Below are 16,247 nucleotides of genomic sequence, written 5' to 3' on the forward strand. Positions count from 1 at the left end.
TTCCCGGGAGCGCGACCGCCCACGACCCGCCTCGTGCGGGCGACGACCCGAGGACAGGTGGCCACAGTGACGACAAGCGAGCAGACGCGCGAGAGCGGAGCGGGCGCCCCGCCCCGCCGGGTCCTCCTCAAGCTCTCCGGCGAGACGTTCGGCGGCGGTCAGATCGGGCTCGCGCCCGACGTGGTGCAGCGCGTGGCGCAGGAGATCGCCGACGCCGTGGCGCAGGGCGTCCAGGTGGCGATCGTGGTCGGCGGGGGGAACTTCTTCCGCGGTGCCGAGCTCTCGCAGCGCGGCCTCGACCGCGCGCGTGCCGACTACATGGGCATGCTCGGCACCGTGATGAACTGCCTCGCCCTCCAGGACTTCCTCGAGCAGGCGGGCGTCAAGACGCGCGTGCAGACCGCGATCACGATGGGCCAGGTCGCCGAGCCGTACATCCCGCTGCGGGCGATCCGACACCTCGAGAAGGGCCGCGTCGTGATCTTCGGTGCCGGCGCCGGGATGCCGTACTTCTCCACGGACACCGTCTCCGTGCAGCGTGCTCTCGAGACGCACTGCCAGATGGTGCTCATGGGCAAGAACGGCGTGGACGGCGTCTACACGGCCGACCCCCGCAAGGACCCGGACGCCGTCAGGCTCGACCACCTGACGTACACCGACGCGCTCGTCAACGACCTCGGGGTCATGGACGCGACGGCGATGAGCCTGTGCCGGGACAACGACGTGCGCATGCGCGTCTTCGGCATGAGCGAGCCCGGGAACGTCACGCGTGCCCTGGTCGGCGAGAATATTGGCACACTGGTCACGACCGACTGACGTCGGTGCCTGAAGCGGTGCCGCCGCCTGGACCGGCGGCCGGACCGACCAGGAGCACGACCGCCCGACCGACCCACCGACGAACGACGAAGGAGCACTGGTGATCGACGAGACCCTCCTCGAGGCCGAGGAGAAGATGGACAAGGCGGTCGAGGTCGCCAAGGAGGACTTCGCCGCGATCCGCACCGGGCGTGCGAACGCCGCGATGTTCAACAAGATCACGGTCGACTACTACGGTGCTCCCACGCCGCTGCAGCAGCTCGCGTCGTTCACGGTGACGGAGGCGCGCACGATCCTCGTCTCCCCGTTCGACAAGAGCTCGATGGCCGCGGTCGAGAAGTCGCTCCGCGAGTCCGACCTCGGCGTCAACCCGTCCAACGACGGCAACGTGATCCGCGTCGTGCTGCCCGCCCTCACGGAGGAGCGTCGCCGCGACTTCGTCAAGCTCGCGAAGTCGAAGGCGGAGGACTCGCGCGTCTCGATCCGCAACGTCCGCCGTCGCGCCAAGGAGGAGCTGGACCGCATCGTCAAGGACGGCGAGGCCGGCGAGGACGAGGTCACCCGCGCGGAGAAGGAGCTCGAGGCGTTGACCAAGGCGCACGTCGACCAGGTCGACGCGCTGCTCGCCGGCAAGGAGAGCGAGCTGCTCGAGGTCTGAGCACCTCGCTCGGCGAGCTCCACCACCTATGACAGATTCGTCCTCGACGGCCGCCGACGACGGCTCGTCCGCCGGCGCGCGGCGTGCCCCGAAGGCGGGCCGCAACCTTCCCGCAGCGATCGGGGTGGGCCTCGGCCTGCTCGTGCTCGTGGCGGCGAGCCTCGCGTTCCGGCCGGAGTTCTTCGTGCTGCTCGCGATCGTCGCCGTCGGTGCGGCGCTGTGGGAGCTGGCTCAGGCGTTCAAGCGCCGTGACCTGCACGTCCCCGTGCTCCCGCTGCTGGTCGGCACCGTCGGCATCCTCGTGTCCTCGTACTACTCAGGGCCCGAGGCGCTGCTCGTCTCGTTCATGCTCACGGTGGCGGGCGTCGTGGTGTGGCGCGTCATCGACGGGTCGGGCACGGCCGCGGTGCGCGACGCCGCGGCCGGCACGTTCGCGGCGGCCTACCTGCCGTTCATGGCGGGGTTCGTCATGCTCATGCTCGCCGAGCCCGACGGCCGGATCCGAGTCCTGCTGTTCATCCTGCTCGCGGTCTCCAACGACGTGGGCGGGTACGTCGCCGGCGTCCTCTTCGGGCGGCACCCCCTCGCGCCGTCGGTGAGCCCGAAGAAGTCCTGGGAGGGCCTCGCGGGGTCGTTCGTGCTCGCGACGGCCGTCGGCGTCGTGGGCGCGGTGGTCGGCCTCGGCGCGAGCCCGCTCCTCGGCGTCGCGCTGGGCGTCCTCGCCCCGCTCACGGCGACGATCGGGGACCTCGCCGAGTCGATGATCAAGCGGGACCTAGAATTGAAGGACATGGGGTCGCTCCTGCCCGGTCACGGAGGCATCCTGGACCGGCTCGACTCCATGCTCCTCACCGCCCCGTTCGTGTACGTCCTGCTCGCGCTCGCCGTCTGACGGCCCACCGGTAGCACCGCACAGCACGACACACCGCTCGACCGCCCCCCACGCTTGGACCCCCCATGACCGTCCGTTCCGTCCGCCCCTCCGCGGAGTCGAAGCCGCTCCCGCTCGTCATGTCCGCGCCGCGGCGCGGCAAGCCGCCGCGCCACTTCGCCGACCTCGCGCCCGAGGAGGTGCGGGATGCCGTCGTCGAGCTGGGTGAGAAGCCGTTCCGGGCCAAGCAGCTCGCGACGCACTACTACGCGCACCTCACGCGCGACCCCGAGGCGATGACGGACCTGCCGAAGGCGACGCGCGACGTGCTCACCGACGCGCTCTTCCCGCCGCTCCTCACGGCGGCGCGGCGGATGGAGGCCGACGGCGGCACGACGGTCAAGACCCTGTGGCACCTCTTCGACGGGGCCAAGGTCGAGTCCGTCCTCATGCGCTACCCGCAGCGCTCGACGCTGTGCGTCTCGAGCCAGGCGGGCTGCGGCATGGCGTGCCCGTTCTGCGCGACCGGCCAGCTCGGCCTCACCCGCAACCTCTCCGTCGCGGAGATCGTCGAGCAGGTGCGGTCCGCCGCCCGCTCGCTCGCCGACGGCGAGATCCCGGGCGGCCCCGCCCGCCTGAACAACCTCGTGTTCATGGGCATGGGGGAGCCGCTCGCGAACTACAAGGCCGTCATGGGCACCGTCCGCCGCCTGGTCGCGCCCGCGCCCGACGGCCTCGGCATGTCGGCGCGCAACATCACGGTCTCGACCGTCGGCCTCGTCCCGGCGATGCGCAAGCTCGCCGACGAGGGCATCCCCGTGACGCTCGCGCTGTCCCTGCACGCCCCCGACGACGACCTGCGCAGCGAGCTCGTGCCGATCAACACGCGGTGGAGCGTCGACGAGACCCTCGACGCCGCGCGGCACTACTTCGAGGTGACGGGTCGCCGGGTGAGCATCGAGTACGCGCTCATCAAGGACATGAACGACCACGCGTGGCGTGCCGACCTGCTGGGCGAGAAGCTCAACGCCCGCGGGCGCGGCTGGGTGCACGTCAACCCCATCCCGCTCAACCCCACCCCGGGCTCGATCTGGACCGCGAGCGACCCTGCCGTCGAGGCGGAGTTCGTGGCACGATTGCGCGGGCACGGCATCCCGACGACGATCCGTGACACCCGTGGGAGCGACATCGACGGCGCCTGCGGGCAGCTCGCTGCAGAGGAGGACGAGTGAGTTCGCTGTTCACCACGGTCGGCAAGACCCGGAACGGGTACGACCCCGAGGAGGTCGACGACTTCTTCGAGCACGCTCGGGACGTGTACGAGGGTCGGGTGGCGGAGCGGCTCACGAGCACCGAGATCCAGACCTCGGTGTTCGACCTGGTCCGCGGCGGCTACGACACGCACGAGGTGGACGCGGCGCTCGACCGGCTGGAGGGCGCCTTCATCGCGCGCCAGCGCGCGGAGTACGTCGCGGCGCACGGCCAGCAGGCCTGGATGAACGCGCTCGCGGAGCGCGCTCGCACCCTGTACGGACGGCTCGGACGGCCTGACGGGGAGAAGTTCGCGCTCGCGGAGCGCGGCAAGCCGGCGTACGACGTCGACGACGTCGACGACCTGTGCGACCGCCTCGTCGCCTACTTCGACCGTCAGGTCCCGATCAGCGCGGCAGAGATCCGCTCGGCGACGTTCGGCCGTGCTCGCGGGCGTGACGGCTACGCCGAGGGTCCGGTCGACGCGTTCTTCGCCCGCGCCATCGAGGTGCTGCTCGGGGTCGAGTGACCGTGACGCCGCGAGCTCGCGTCCCGGGACGGTCCGGCCGGTGAACCCTCGGACGACGACGGTCGCGTGGGTGCGGAAGGCCTCCGACGGCCTCGAGGCGCTCAACGCCCGCCACCCGTGGAACCACAACGAGCACTTCCACGGCTGGGTCCTGCGGCGTCTCCCGCGCGGTTCACGCCTCGTCCTCGACGTCGGGTGCGGCGCAGGGGCGCTCCTCGCCGCGCTGCGAGCGCACCTCGGCCCGTCCGGCGAGATCCACGGGATCGACGTCGACACGACGATGGCACGGACGGCCGCGGCGCGGTACGCGGCCGACCTGGGCGTCACCGTCCGGCACCTCGCGTTCGACGACGTCCGCTCGCCCGGTGACGTCCGCTCGTCGGAGGGCCTCCGAGCGGCCGCCGCCACGGGCTCGCCGGACACCGGCCGGTACGACGCCGTCACCCTGGTCGCGGTCCTGCACCATCTCGACCTGTCCCCGGCGCTCGCGCACGCGAAGGAGCTCCTCGCCCCGGGCGGGCGGCTGCTCGTCGTCGGCCTGGCACGCGTCGGGTCGCCGGCGGACGTCGCCGTCGACGTCGTCTCCGCGCTGCTCAACCCGCTCGTGGGGCTGGTGAAGCACCCGCGGCGCGCGCGTCCGGACGACCCGGGGGTCGGTGCGCCCGGGATGCCGGTCCGCGAACCGCGGCACAGCTTCGCCGAGGTCACCCGCGCAGCGCGCGAGGTGCTCCCGGGCGCGCGCGTGCGCCGTCGGCTCTTCTTCCGGTACACCCTCGAGTGGACGCGTCCGCGCTGAGGTGCACGACGCCGGGGCGGTGCCCCGGCACGACCGCCCGCCTGGGAGGATGGTGACCATGCCCGACCCAGCGCTCCACGACCCCGCGCTCCACGACGCCGTGCTCCCGGAGCCCGCGTCGCCCGCCGCCGTCGAACCCCGGACGGTCACGATCCTTGGATCGACCGGGTCGATCGGGACGCAGGCGATCGACGTCGTCCGGGCTCATCCGGGACGCCTCCGCGTGGAGGCGCTCTCGGCGGGAGGCGGCGACGTGGAGCTGCTCGCGCGTCAGGCCGCCGAGCTCGGCGTGCGCGCCGTCGGTGTCGCGGACACCGGTCGTGCGACCGCGCTCGAGACCGCGCTCCGGGAGGCGTTCGCCGGTCGTGACGGTGTCCCCGAGGTGCTCGCCGGACCCGACGCCGCGGCCGACCTCGCGGGCCGGGGGAGCGACGTCGTCCTCAACGGGGTCACGGGTTCGGTCGGACTCGGGCCGACGCTCGCGGCCCTGCGCGCGGGATCGACGCTCGCGCTCGCGAACAAGGAGTCGCTCGTCGCGGGCGGCGCGCTCGTGCGCGCCGCGCAGCAGCGCGCCGACCAGATCGTGCCGGTCGACTCCGAGCACTCGGCCATCGCGCAGTGCCTGCGCTCGGGCGCGCGCGCCGAGGTGCGCCGGCTGGTCCTCACCGCATCGGGCGGTCCGTTCCGCGGCTGGGCCGCCGACGACGTCAAGACCGCCACCGTCGACCAGGCGCTCGCGCACCCGACCTGGGCCATGGGGCCCGTCGTCACCGTCAACTCGGCGAGCCTCATGAACAAGGGCCTCGAGCTCATCGAGGCGCACCTGCTGTTCGACGTCCCGGCCGACGACATCACGGTCGTCGTGCACCCCCAGTCCGTCGTGCACTCGATGGTCGAGTTCGTCGACGGGTCGACGATCGCCCAGGCGTCGCCGCCCGACATGCGCCTGCCCATCGCGCTCGGCCTGTCGTGGCCCGAGCGCCTCGACCCCGTCACCCCGCCGTGCGACTGGACGACCGCGACGTCGTGGACCTTCGAACCCCTCGACGACGCCGCGTTCCCGGCCGTGAGCCTCGCGCGCGCCGCCGTCGCGGCCAGCGCGACGCACCCCGCGGTCTACAACGCGGCCAACGAGGAGGCCGTCGCGGCGTTCCTCAGCGGACGCGCAGGTTTCGGTGACATTGTGACGACGGTCGAGCGCATGCTCGCCGCGCACGAGGGAACCCCCGCCGACGCCGTGACGTTGGACCACGTGGCGGACGCCGAGTCGTGGGCGCGCGCCCGCGCCAACGAGCTGCTGGACCGCCGGTGAGAGGGGCACGGCAGCAAGTACGAACGAAGATCGACGTGATGAGGAACGCATGGCTTGGGTGATCGGCATCGCCGTCTTCGTGGTGGGCCTGATGGTCTCGATCGGCCTGCACGAGATCGGGCATATGGTTCCCGCCAAGAAGTTCGGCGTCCGCGTGAGCCAGTACATGGTTGGGTTCGGACCGACGCTCTGGTCGCGCAAGAAGGGCGAGACCGAGTACGGCCTCAAGGCGATCCCGCTCGGCGGGTACGTCCGCATGGTAGGCATGTTCCCGCCGGCCCCGTCCGGAGCGCGGCCTCGCGGGAGCGGGTTTTTCGCCCAGGTTGTGGCCGACGCCCGGGACGCGAGCACGGAGGAGATTCGCCGGGGCGAGGAGAGCCGCGCGTTTTACAACCTCTCGGCGCCCAAGAAGGTCGTCGTCATGCTCGGCGGTCCGTTCATGAACCTGCTCATCGCGGTCGTCCTGACACTTATCGTGACCGTCGGCATCGGCGTCCCCACGGTGACGACGACGGTCGGCGCGGTCGCCCAGTGCGTGCCCTCCGCGGTGACGACGCAGCAGGGCGAGTGCGCGGCGACGGACCCGGAGTCACCAGCCGCGGCCGCAGGTCTCGAGGTGGGAGACACCATCGTCGCGTTCGACGGCGCACCGGTCGAGTCGTGGGACGAGCTGTCGGGCGCGATCCAGGGCGCTGCCGGGGCGACGGTCCCCGTCGTCGTAGAGCGCGACGGCGCACGTGTCGAGCTCACGATGACGCCCGTCGAGGTCGAGCGGCAGGTCCTGGCGGAGGACGGTTCGCCGGTGGTCGACGACGCGGGCGATCCCGTGACGAGGCCCGCGGGGTTCGTCGGGTTCACGCCGACCGCGGAGCGCCGTTCGGCCGGCGTGGCGACCGCGTTCGAGCAGACCTGGCAGCAGGTCAGCGGGACCGCGGGGATCGTCGTGACGCTCCCCGCAAAGGTCGTCGACGCCGCGACGGCGACGTTCACCGACGAGGAGCGCGACCCCAACGGCGTCGTGAGCATCGTCGGGGTCGGGCAGATCGCCGTCGCCATCGCCGACAGCGACAGCGAGGTCGTCGCTCAGATCGCGGGCTTCCTCTCGCTGCTCGCAGCGCTGAACATCGCGCTGTTCGTCTTCAACCTCATACCGCTCCTCCCGCTCGACGGCGGGCACGTCGTCAACGCGCTCTACGAGGGAGCCAAGCGCACGGTCGCGCGCGTGCGCGGGCTTCCACGCCCGGGACCCGCGGACGTCGCGCGCATGATGCCGATCGCGTACGTGATGTTCGTCGTGCTCATCGGCGTCGGCGCCGTGCTCATCCTCGCCGACCTCGTCGACCCCATCCGCCTCACCTAGCTCCTGCCGCGCGGTGCGTGGTCGGGTCGGGTGACGGGCGGTTGCCGGGTTCGGTGATCGGGACGGGTGGCGTGTTCGGGTTGGATGTCCCGCACCTGAGCGTCACGACCCCGTCGCCGACCGGACGCCGCGGACCGCATCGGTCCACGGGCCCGACTGTCCTGCGGCGAGATCCTCTTCCGCAGCCAGCGCCGCCGCGCGCCTCGTCGAGAAGTGACTTTCCGCCCCGGAATCGGCCGAATCCGAGGCGGAAAGTCACTTCTCGGCAGCGATCCGGGGGCCTGGGATCCGGTCGACCCGGCCCAGATCGACCTGCAGGCTCTGCCCGCCCGCGCGGTCAGACGGCGACCGGCGGGTCTGCCCGGCCCTCGCCGTCGGGCGGTGACGGGGAGGACGAGCGGTGGCGTCGGGCCGTGTGCGAAGGACGTCAAAGTCGCGCTCCACGGTGCGAGGACGACAGACCACGGTGACGGCGCGCCAGTCTGAGCACATGGTCCGACGCCAGCGCGGACCCGACCGCGCGGGCCGTAGACCCCACCACGACGGCGGACCGGCCGCGCGGGCGCTGCAGGTGACACGCTCCGTGGAGGGTCCGCGAAGATGTGCCGGACCCGGCGGGAAGGTGACGTCGTAGACATGTCCGGCGTGCGGTGTCGGGCACGGCGCGGGGGATACTAGGGGCGTGAGCGTACCCATCAGCCTCGGAATGCCCGCCGCGCCGCCCCCGGTCCTCGCGCCCCGGCGCAAGACCCGCAAGATCAAGGTCGGCAAGGTCGAGGTCGGCGGCGACGCGCCGATCAGCGTCCAGTCCATGACGACGACGCCGACGACCGACATCAACGCGACGCTCCAGCAGATCGCGGAGCTCACGGCGTCGGGCTGCGACATCGTGCGCGTCGCGGTCCCCAGCGCCGACGACGCGCTGGCGCTGCCGGCGATCGCGAAGAAGTCGCAGATCCCGGTGATCGCCGACATCCACTTCCAGCCCAAGTACGTGTTCGCCGCGATCGACGCCGGCTGCGCCGCCGTCCGCGTGAACCCGGGCAACATCCGCAAGTTCGACGACCAGGTCAAGGAGATCGCGAGGGCGGCGTCCGACGCGGGCGTGTCGCTGCGCATCGGCGTGAACGCCGGATCGCTGGACCCGCGCCTGCTCGCGAAGTACGGCAAGGCGACGCCCGAGGCGCTCGTCGAGTCGGCCGTGTGGGAGGCGTCGCTGTTCGAGGAGCACGACTTCCACGACTTCAAGATCTCGGTCAAGCACAACGACCCGGTCGTCATGGTGCGCGCGTACGAGCTGCTCTCCGAGGCCGGGGACTGGCCGCTGCACCTCGGTGTGACCGAGGCGGGCCCGGCGTTCCAGGGCACCATCAAGTCCGCGACGGCGTTCGGCGCCCTGCTGAGCAAGGGCATCGGCGACACGATCCGCGTCTCGCTGTCCGCGCCCCCCGTCGAGGAGGTCAAGGTCGGCAACCAGATCCTCCAGTCGCTCAACCTCCGGCCGCGCAAGCTCGAGATCGTCTCGTGCCCGTCGTGCGGGCGTGCGCAGGTCGACGTCTACACGCTCGCCGAGAAGGTGACCGCCGGCCTGGAGGGCATGGAGGTCCCGCTGCGCGTCGCGGTCATGGGCTGCGTCGTCAACGGGCCGGGCGAGGCGCGCGAGGCGGACCTCGGCGTCGCGTCGGGCAACGGCAAGGGCCAGATCTTCGTCAAGGGTGAGGTCGTCAAGACCGTGCCGGAGTCACTCATCGTCGAGACCCTCATCGAGGAGGCGCTGCGCATCGCCGAGACGATGACCCCGGAGAACGACGCGCAGGCCGGGCCCCCGGTCGTCACGGTGGGCTGAGCCACCCGTGGCCCGCTGGCGCCCGTCGGTCCCCGCGCTGCGCCCGCGGGCGCGGGGCGAGTCGCCGGAGCGCGCGCGCGTCCTGCGGGACGCCGACGTGCCCGAGGCCCTCGCGGTGTGCGCGGGAGACCCTGTCGGGTCGGCGCTCGCGGCGTCGCGCCTCGTCGTCGCCCAGGCGGCGGGTCTGCACGGCGCGGGCGGCCAGGCGTGGGGCTTCCCCGCCCAGGGCCCGCTGGCGGCCGTCTGCTGGGCGGGCGCGAACCTGGTGCCCGTCATCCCGTCGACGCTCGACGAGGCCGACCGGCGTGCCGCGGTCGACGCCTTCGCGGTCCTCGCCCGGCACGCGGGCCGACGGTCGTCGTCGGTCGTGGGGGAGCGCGACGCCGTCCTCGCCCTGTGGGAGCGCCTCGCCGAGCACTGGCCCGAGCCCCGGGAGATCCGGGCGAACCAGCCGTCGCTCGCGATCGACCGCGACCCGGACGTCCCGGTGGACCCGGCGGTGCGTCGCTCGGTCCCGGCCGAGGTGCCGGTCGTCCTGCCCGCGTGCGTGCGCATGTTCACCGAGGAGGTCGGCTACTCACCGGTGGAGGGCGGAGGGCGCGCGTACGAGGAGCGCGTCCGGTCCCTCGTCCTGGCGGGCCGCTCGTTCGTCCGTCTGGCGGGCGAGCGTGACGGCGCGCCGCACGTCGTCTTCAAGGCCGAGCTCGGCGCGGTCACACCGCTCGTGGCGCAGGTGCAGGGTGTGTGGGTGGACCCGCGCTATCGCGGTCGGGGTCTCGCCGCACCGGGCATGGCCGCCGTCGTGCAGCTCGCACGCGCGGGGGTGCCGACCGAGGCGGGACGGCGACCCGCGCCGCCCGTCGTCTCGCTCTACGTCAACGACTACAACACGCGGGCGCTCGCGACGTACCGCCGCGTCGGGTTCGAGCAGGTCGGGACGTACGCCACGGTGCTCTTCTGACGGTCGTCCCGACGCGCGTCACTTGAGCAGGCGCGACATCCGGCGGTCGGCGAGCACCTGCCCGCCCGTCTGGCACGTCGCGCAGTACTGCAGGCTCCGGTCGGCGAAGCTCACCTCGCGCACCGTGTCGCCGCACACGGGGCACGGCAGGCCGGTGCGGCCGTGCACGCGCATGCCCGAGCGCTTGGCGTCCTTGAGCTCGGCGGCAGGCCTGCCCGACGACGCGGCGACCGCCTCGGCGAGCACCTCGCCGACGGCGGCGTGCACCCGGGCGACCTCGTCCGGCGTGAACGAGCGCGTGAGCTTGAACGGGCTCGTGCGCGCGGCGTGCAGGATCTCGTCCGAGTAGGCGTTGCCGATCCCCGCGATCGACGACTGGTCGCGCAGGAGCCCCTTGACCTGCTGGTTGCGCGCGGCCATGAGGTCGGCGAGCACGGCGGGCGTGAAGGCGGGGTCGAGCGGCTCGACGCCGAGCGTCTCGATCGCCCGGACCTCCGCGGGGTCGCGCACGACGTGCACCGCGAGCCGCTTGCGCGTCCCCGCCTCGGTGAGGTCGAACCCGGAGCCGTCGTCGAAGCGCACGCGCAGCGCGAGCACGGCGATCCGCCCGCCCCCGCTGCCCCCGAGCCGCGGCTTGACGGGCGTCGTCGGCGCCTTCTCCGACCACCGCAGCCACCCCGCGCGGGCGAGGTGGAACACGAGGTGCAGCTCGGCGTCGTCGGGACCGCCCGGCACGGCGTCCATGCCGGCGCCCGACGGGCGGGCAAGCACCAGGTCGAGCCACTTGCCGTGGCGTCGTGCCCCCGCGACCTCGCGGCCGACGAGCGCCGTGACGGGCGGGTCGAACGTCTTGAGCGCGGAGATCTGGGCCACGTCCGCGGCGACGACCGTGCGGCCCGTCGTGCGGTCGTCGAGGAACCGCACGAGGGCCTCGACCTCGGGGAGCTCGGGCATGGGGACATCCTCCCCGCCGGTAAGGTGTGCCGCATGTCTTCCGTCACGTCCGGCGCGCGCGCCGCGGGCTCTGCCCGCGTCCGGGGCGCCGACCTCCTGCGCCTGTCCACCCTGTTCGTCCGGACGCTGCGCGAGGACCCGGCCGACGCCGAGGTCGCGAGCCACCGGCTCCTCGTGCGGGCCGGGTACATCCGCCGCGCGGCGCCCGGCATCTACACGTGGCTCCCGCTCGGCCTGCGCGTGCTGCGCAAGGTCGAGGCCGTGGTCCGTGAGGAGATGGCCTCCGCGGGCGCGCAGGAGGTGCACTTCCCGGCGCTGCTGCCCAAGGAGCCGTACGAGGCGACGGGCCGCTGGACGGAGTACGGCCCCAACATCTTCCGGCTCAAGGACCGCAAGGACGGCGACTACCTCCTCGCGCCGACGCACGAGGAGATGTTCACCCTCCTCGTCAAGGACCTGTACTCGTCGTACAAGGACCTGCCGCTGACGATCTACCAGATCCAGACGAAGTACCGCGACGAGGCGCGCCCGCGCGCCGGGCTCATCCGCGGTCGCGAGTTCGTCATGAAGGACGCCTACTCCTTCGACACGACGGACGAGGGTCTCGCGCGCTCGTACGAGGCGCAGCGCGCGGCCTACCAGCGCATCTTCGACCGGCTCGGGCTCGAGTACGTCGTCGTCGCCGCGACGTCGGGTGCGATGGGCGGGTCGCGGTCGGAGGAGTTCCTCACCCCGACGGCTATCGGCGAGGACACCTTCGTGCGCTCGCCCGGCGGGTACGCGGCGAACGTCGAGGCGGTCGTCACGCCGGTCCCGGAGGCGCTGGACTACGCCGACGCCCCGGCCGCGCACGTCGAGGACACCCCCGACACCCCGACGATCGCGACCCTCGTGGACGTCGCGAACGCGCGCTTCCCGCGGCCCGACCGGTCGTGGACGGCGGCGGACACGCTGAAGAACGTCGTGCTCGCCCTGACGCACCCGGACGGGCGGCGCGAGGTCGTCGTCGTCGGGCTGCCGGGCGACCGCGAGGTCGACCTCAAGCGCGTCGGCGCTGCCTTCGAGCCTGCCGAGGTCGAGCCCGCGACCGAGGCCGACATCGCGGCGCACCCCGAGCTCGTCAAGGGGTACATCGGCCCCCAGGTCCTCGGACCGAACGCGCGTCGGGAGGCACCGGTCGACCCGGCCGCGGAGGACGCGGCCGAGCCCGAGCGGCACTCGGTGCGCTACCTGCTCGACCCGCGCGTCGTCGCCGGCACGCGCTGGATCACGGGCGCGAACGAGCAGGGCAAGCACGTGTTCGACCTCGTCGCCGAGCGCGACTTCTCGGCGGACGGGACGGTCGAGGCCGCCGAGGTGCGCGCGGGCGACCCCGCGCCCGACGGCTCCGGCCCGCTCGAGCTCGCGCGCGGCATCGAGATCGGCCACATCTTCGCCCTCGGCCGCAAGTACGCGCAGGCCCTGGGCCTCACCGTGCTCGACGAGAACGGCAAGCAGGTCGTCGTGACGATGGGCTCGTACGGCATCGGCGTCACGCGCGTGCTCGCGGCGCTCGCGGAGGCGAACCACGACGACGCCGGCCTCGCATGGCCGGCGCACGTCGCGCCCGCGCACGTGCACGTCGTCGCGACGGGCAAGGACGCGGCGGTGTTCGAGGAGGCGGAGCGTCTCGCGACCGAGCTGACCGCCCGGGGCGTCGAGGTGATCTACGACGACCGTCCCAAGGTGTCGCCCGGCGTGAAGTTCAAGGACGCCGAGCTGCTAGGGGTGCCGCTGCTGCTCGTCGTTGGCCGCGGTCTCGCCGACGGCGTCGTCGAGGTGCGCCCGCGCACCGGCGAGGCGGTCCAGGTCGCCGTGGCGGACGCCGTCGAGCAGGTCGCAGCCCGGGTCGCCGACCTGCTGGGCTGAGGGCGCGGGACCTGCGGAGCGGGCCGCCTCAGCCGGCGGCCTGCTCCGGCAGCCCGGGGAAGGCGACGGGCGGCTCGCCCCACGCGACGGCGCTCGCCCACGAGTCCGTGAGGTGGGCGATCGCCGGCGCGCGCGACGACGGGGCGGCGGTCGCGACCAGGCTCGCGTACGACCGGGCGAGCTCGGACTCGAGGCGACGCGCGAGCGTCGGCACGTCCGCGTCGTCGGGCAGGACGTACGCCGCGCGGCGCGGGTCCTGGTCCGTGCCGTCCGTCCCGGCGGCGAGCGCCCACGCCTGCGCGCGGTCGCGGTGCTGCGCGGCGCGCGCGACGGCCGCCGTGCGGACGTCGCCCTCGGACCGCGCCGCACCGACCTCGTACGCGTAGCCCGCCGCATCCTCGGCCTCCACGAGCGTCGCGAGGTCGGCCGCGCCGACGCCGGACGGTGCCTGCTCGACCGGGGACGCCGTCGTCGTGAGACCGGCGGCTGCGGCCGAGCCGGTGGCTGCCGCGAGGCGCTGCGCCGAGAGGTTCTCGGAGACGGCGACGGAGGCGAGGAGCCGGGCCAGGGGCGCGTCGGGGGAGACGTCGGCCGAGGCGCTCGTGCGCTGCGAGGCGGCGACGAGCGCCGCGACCACGTCCTCGGTCGTCGCAGGTGCCGACGGGTCGTCGAGCGGGTCGTCCGCGCCGGTGGTCGGCGTCGGGTCGCCGTCGCCGGTCTCGCCCGCGTCACCTGCGGCGTCCTCCGTGACGGCTCCCTCACCGGGCGGCTGCGTGGTGACCGTCACGTCGGGAGCCGGGGTGGCCGGGTCCGGGAGCCCGGAGTCGTAGACGCCGCCGAGCTCCTCCACGTGGCGGACGGCGAACGCACCCGCCTCGTCGAGGACCGCGAGCGTAGCCAGGTCGGTGACCGTCGGAGTGACCTCCGCCACGAGGTCGGCGACCTGGAGCGCGTCGTCCACGGCGCGCGACCGCAGGATCTCGACCGTGTCGGGCGACGGTTCTGTGGGTGGCGGCGTCTCGAGGCGCACCCCGCACCCCGCGGCGACGGCGCACGCAGCGAGCACGGCGACCACCGCGCGCGCACGGTGCGGGACCGTGCGTGCGCGCGCTGAGCCGGGGGCCGCGGTGGCCGGCGCGGTCGCGTGGGGAGTCATCGGGGGCGATGATGTCACGTCCGGGGCGCCCGAGTCGTTAGGCTGGTCCTCGGTCGAACGTCCCGACGGCCAGATCGTCGGGTCCACCAGCACAACAACACACCGGTCGTCTCCGTACCCGGCGTGGGATGCGGACAGGAGCTGAGTCATGGCAGGGCAGACAGGCGGTCAGTCCGGCGGCACGGGGGCGCTCCAGGAGAGCGTCCGGCAGGGCATCGAGCCCGTCGTCCGGGACGCCGGCTTGTACCTCGAGGACGTCACGGTGTCGCGCGCGGGTGCGCGCTCGGTCGTGCGGGTCGTGCTCGACCTCCCGGAGGACGCGGAGGGCAGCCTCGACCTCGACACGGTGGCCGAGGCCTCGCGGTCGGTGTCGACGGCGCTGGACGCGGTGGACGCCCTGCACGGCGCCTACACCCTCGAGGTCTCGACGCCGGGTACCGACCGTCCGCTCACCGAGCCGCGCCACTTCAAGCGCGCCCGCGGCCGTGTCGTGCGCCTCGTGCTCGCCGACGGCGGGACCGTCGAGGGGCGCCTGCGCGCCGTCGACGACGCGCTCCACCTGGACGTGCAGGGGCCGCGTGGCGCGACGCAGGAGCGCAGCGTGCCCCTCGCCGACGTGGTGCGCGGTCAGGTGCAGGTCGAGCTGAAGCGCGCCCTCGAGGCCGACCTGCCGGAGCTCGACGACGCGGGTTCGACCGACGACCAGACCGGCGGCACGGCCGCCCACGACGAGGAGGACTGATGGACGTCGACATGAGCGCGCTGCGGCTGCTGGAGCGCGAGAAGGACATCAGCCTCGACGTCCTCGTCGCCGCGATCGAGCAGGCGCTGCTCTCCGCCTACCACCGCACCCCCGACGCGTACACGAAGGCGCGCGTCGAGCTCGACCGCAAGACGGGGCACGTCACCGTCTGGGCGCGCGAGGAGCTGCCGGCACCGGAGACCGACGACGAGGACGCCCCGCGCGGACCCGTCGAGCACGGCCCGGAGTTCGACCACACGCCCGCGGACTTCGGACGCATCGCGACCTCGACCGCGCGTCAGGTCATCGTCCAGCGCCTGCGCGACGCCGAGGACGACCAGATCCTCGGCACGTTCCGCGGCAAGGAGGGCGAGGTCCTCGCGGGGGTCATCCAGCAGGGCCGCGACCCACGCGTCGTGCTCGTGGACGTCGGCGGCACCGAGGCCGTGCTCCCGCCGCACGAGCAGGTTCCCACCGAGGAGTACGTCCACGGCGAGCGGCTGCGCGCCTACGTGCTCGAGGTCGCCCGGGGAATGAAGGGCGCCCAGATCACGTTGAGCCGGACGCACCCGAACCTCGTGCGCAAGCTCTTCGAGCTCGAGGTCCCGGAGGTCGCGGACGGTTCCGTGGAGATCACCGCCATCGCCCGCGAGGCGGGGCACCGCACGAAGGTCGCGGTCCGGTCGACCGTCCCGGGGCTCGGCGCGAAGGGTGCGTGCATCGGCCCGATGGGATCGCGCGTGCGCGCCGTGATGGCCGAGCTGCACGGGGAGAAGATCGACATCGTCGACCACAGCGACGACCCCGCCCGGCTCGTGGCCAACGCCCTCTCGCCGGCCCGGGTGTCGTCCGTCACGATCGTGGACCCGGACGCGCGCGCCGCGCGCGTCGTGGTCCCCGACTTCCAGCTGTCGCTCGCCATCGGCAAGGAGGGGCAGAACGCCCGCCTCGCCGCCAAGCTCACGGGCTGGCGCATCGACATCCGCTCGGACGAGGGCGGGGAGCCCGCCCCTCGCCCCGAGGACGACGGCGCGTCGGCAGGTCGGCGTCCTGCCGAGAGCTGAGGTCGGCGCGTGGGACGGTCACG

15 protein-coding genes are annotated in these 16,247 nt (G+C 73.3%); 13 read left to right on the forward strand and 2 right to left on the reverse strand.

What is annotated here, in order from left to right:
- The first annotated feature begins 57 nt into the window (after positions 1 to 57).
- The 10 genes from pyrH (at position 58) to ACMXGY_RS08715 (ending at position 10,400) form a co-directional block, all read left to right on the forward strand.
- Positions 58 to 816 (forward strand): UMP kinase, encoded by a 759-nt coding sequence (pyrH, locus tag ACMXGY_RS08670; RefSeq protein WP_483776437.1) that lies wholly within the window; start codon positions 58 to 60, stop codon positions 814 to 816.
- A 100-nt stretch (positions 817 to 916) separates the two neighbouring features.
- Positions 917 to 1,474: a ribosome recycling factor gene (gene frr, locus ACMXGY_RS08675; RefSeq protein WP_483776438.1), complete on the forward strand. Its 558-nt coding sequence runs from the start codon at positions 917 to 919 to the stop codon at positions 1,472 to 1,474.
- A gap of 28 nt (positions 1,475 to 1,502) precedes the next feature.
- The gene (locus tag ACMXGY_RS08680) at positions 1,503 to 2,366 is read left to right on the forward strand and encodes a phosphatidate cytidylyltransferase (protein ID WP_483776439.1); all 864 of its coding nucleotides are present in this window, start codon (positions 1,503 to 1,505) and stop codon (positions 2,364 to 2,366) included.
- A 65-nt stretch (positions 2,367 to 2,431) separates the two neighbouring features.
- Positions 2,432 to 3,577, forward strand: a complete 1,146-nt coding sequence (rlmN, locus tag ACMXGY_RS08685; RefSeq protein ID WP_483776440.1) for a dual-specificity RNA methyltransferase RlmN — start codon at positions 2,432 to 2,434, stop codon at positions 3,575 to 3,577.
- On the forward strand, positions 3,574 to 4,125 hold the full coding sequence (locus ACMXGY_RS08690; protein WP_483776441.1) for a DivIVA domain-containing protein: 552 nt from the start codon (positions 3,574 to 3,576) through the stop codon (positions 4,123 to 4,125). The genes rlmN and ACMXGY_RS08690 overlap by 4 nt, the downstream gene beginning before the upstream one ends.
- Positions 4,126 to 4,165: 40 nt before the next feature.
- Complete coding sequence (locus ACMXGY_RS08695) at positions 4,166 to 4,921, forward strand: methyltransferase (RefSeq protein ID WP_483776442.1); 756 nt, start codon at positions 4,166 to 4,168, stop codon at positions 4,919 to 4,921.
- Positions 4,922 to 4,979: 58 nt separating this feature from the next.
- Positions 4,980 to 6,233, forward strand: coding sequence for a 1-deoxy-D-xylulose-5-phosphate reductoisomerase (dxr, locus tag ACMXGY_RS08700; RefSeq protein ID WP_483776443.1), 1,254 nt, complete (start codon positions 4,980 to 4,982; stop codon positions 6,231 to 6,233).
- 49 nt (positions 6,234 to 6,282) lie between these two features.
- Complete coding sequence (locus ACMXGY_RS08705; protein WP_483776444.1) at positions 6,283 to 7,593, forward strand: M50 family metallopeptidase; 1,311 nt, start codon at positions 6,283 to 6,285, stop codon at positions 7,591 to 7,593.
- 706 nt (positions 7,594 to 8,299) lie between these two features.
- Positions 8,300 to 9,439 carry a flavodoxin-dependent (E)-4-hydroxy-3-methylbut-2-enyl-diphosphate synthase gene (gene ispG, locus ACMXGY_RS08710; protein ID WP_483776824.1) on the forward strand — a complete coding sequence of 380 codons (1,140 nt, stop codon included), beginning with the start codon at positions 8,300 to 8,302 and terminating at the stop codon, positions 9,437 to 9,439.
- Between the two features lie 7 nt (positions 9,440 to 9,446).
- Positions 9,447 to 10,400 carry a GNAT family N-acetyltransferase gene (locus tag ACMXGY_RS08715; RefSeq protein ID WP_483776445.1) on the forward strand — a complete coding sequence of 318 codons (954 nt, stop codon included), beginning with the start codon at positions 9,447 to 9,449 and terminating at the stop codon, positions 10,398 to 10,400.
- A gap of 18 nt (positions 10,401 to 10,418) precedes the next feature.
- Here the strand turns inward: ACMXGY_RS08715 and ACMXGY_RS08720 are convergent, their stop codons facing one another.
- A complete protein-coding gene (locus ACMXGY_RS08720) occupies positions 10,419 to 11,354 on the reverse strand; it encodes an Fpg/Nei family DNA glycosylase (protein WP_483776446.1) in 936 nt (311 codons plus the stop codon).
- Between the two features lie 33 nt (positions 11,355 to 11,387).
- Between ACMXGY_RS08720 and ACMXGY_RS08725 the strand changes: the two genes are divergently transcribed.
- Positions 11,388 to 13,262 (forward strand): proline--tRNA ligase, encoded by a 1,875-nt coding sequence (locus tag ACMXGY_RS08725; protein WP_483776447.1) that lies wholly within the window; start codon positions 11,388 to 11,390, stop codon positions 13,260 to 13,262.
- Positions 13,263 to 13,290: 28 nt separating this feature from the next.
- On the opposite strand, the gene ACMXGY_RS08730 is transcribed toward ACMXGY_RS08725, so the two are convergent.
- Positions 13,291 to 14,418, reverse strand: coding sequence for a DUF4439 domain-containing protein (locus ACMXGY_RS08730; protein WP_483776448.1), 1,128 nt, complete (start codon positions 14,416 to 14,418; stop codon positions 13,291 to 13,293).
- Positions 14,419 to 14,566: 148 nt separating this feature from the next.
- On the opposite strand from ACMXGY_RS08730, the gene rimP reads away from it, so the two are divergent.
- Both rimP and nusA read left to right on the forward strand, forming a co-directional pair.
- The gene (gene rimP, locus ACMXGY_RS08735; RefSeq protein WP_483776449.1) at positions 14,567 to 15,160 is read left to right on the forward strand and encodes a ribosome maturation factor RimP; all 594 of its coding nucleotides are present in this window, start codon (positions 14,567 to 14,569) and stop codon (positions 15,158 to 15,160) included.
- A complete protein-coding gene (nusA, locus tag ACMXGY_RS08740; protein WP_483776450.1) occupies positions 15,160 to 16,224 on the forward strand; it encodes a transcription termination factor NusA in 1,065 nt (354 codons plus the stop codon). The genes rimP and nusA overlap by 1 nt, the downstream gene beginning before the upstream one ends.
- The last annotated feature ends 23 nt before the right edge of the window (positions 16,225 to 16,247 follow it).

The sequence above is a fragment of the Cellulosimicrobium sp. G4 BAM 1002 genome (genome assembly GCF_057126935.1).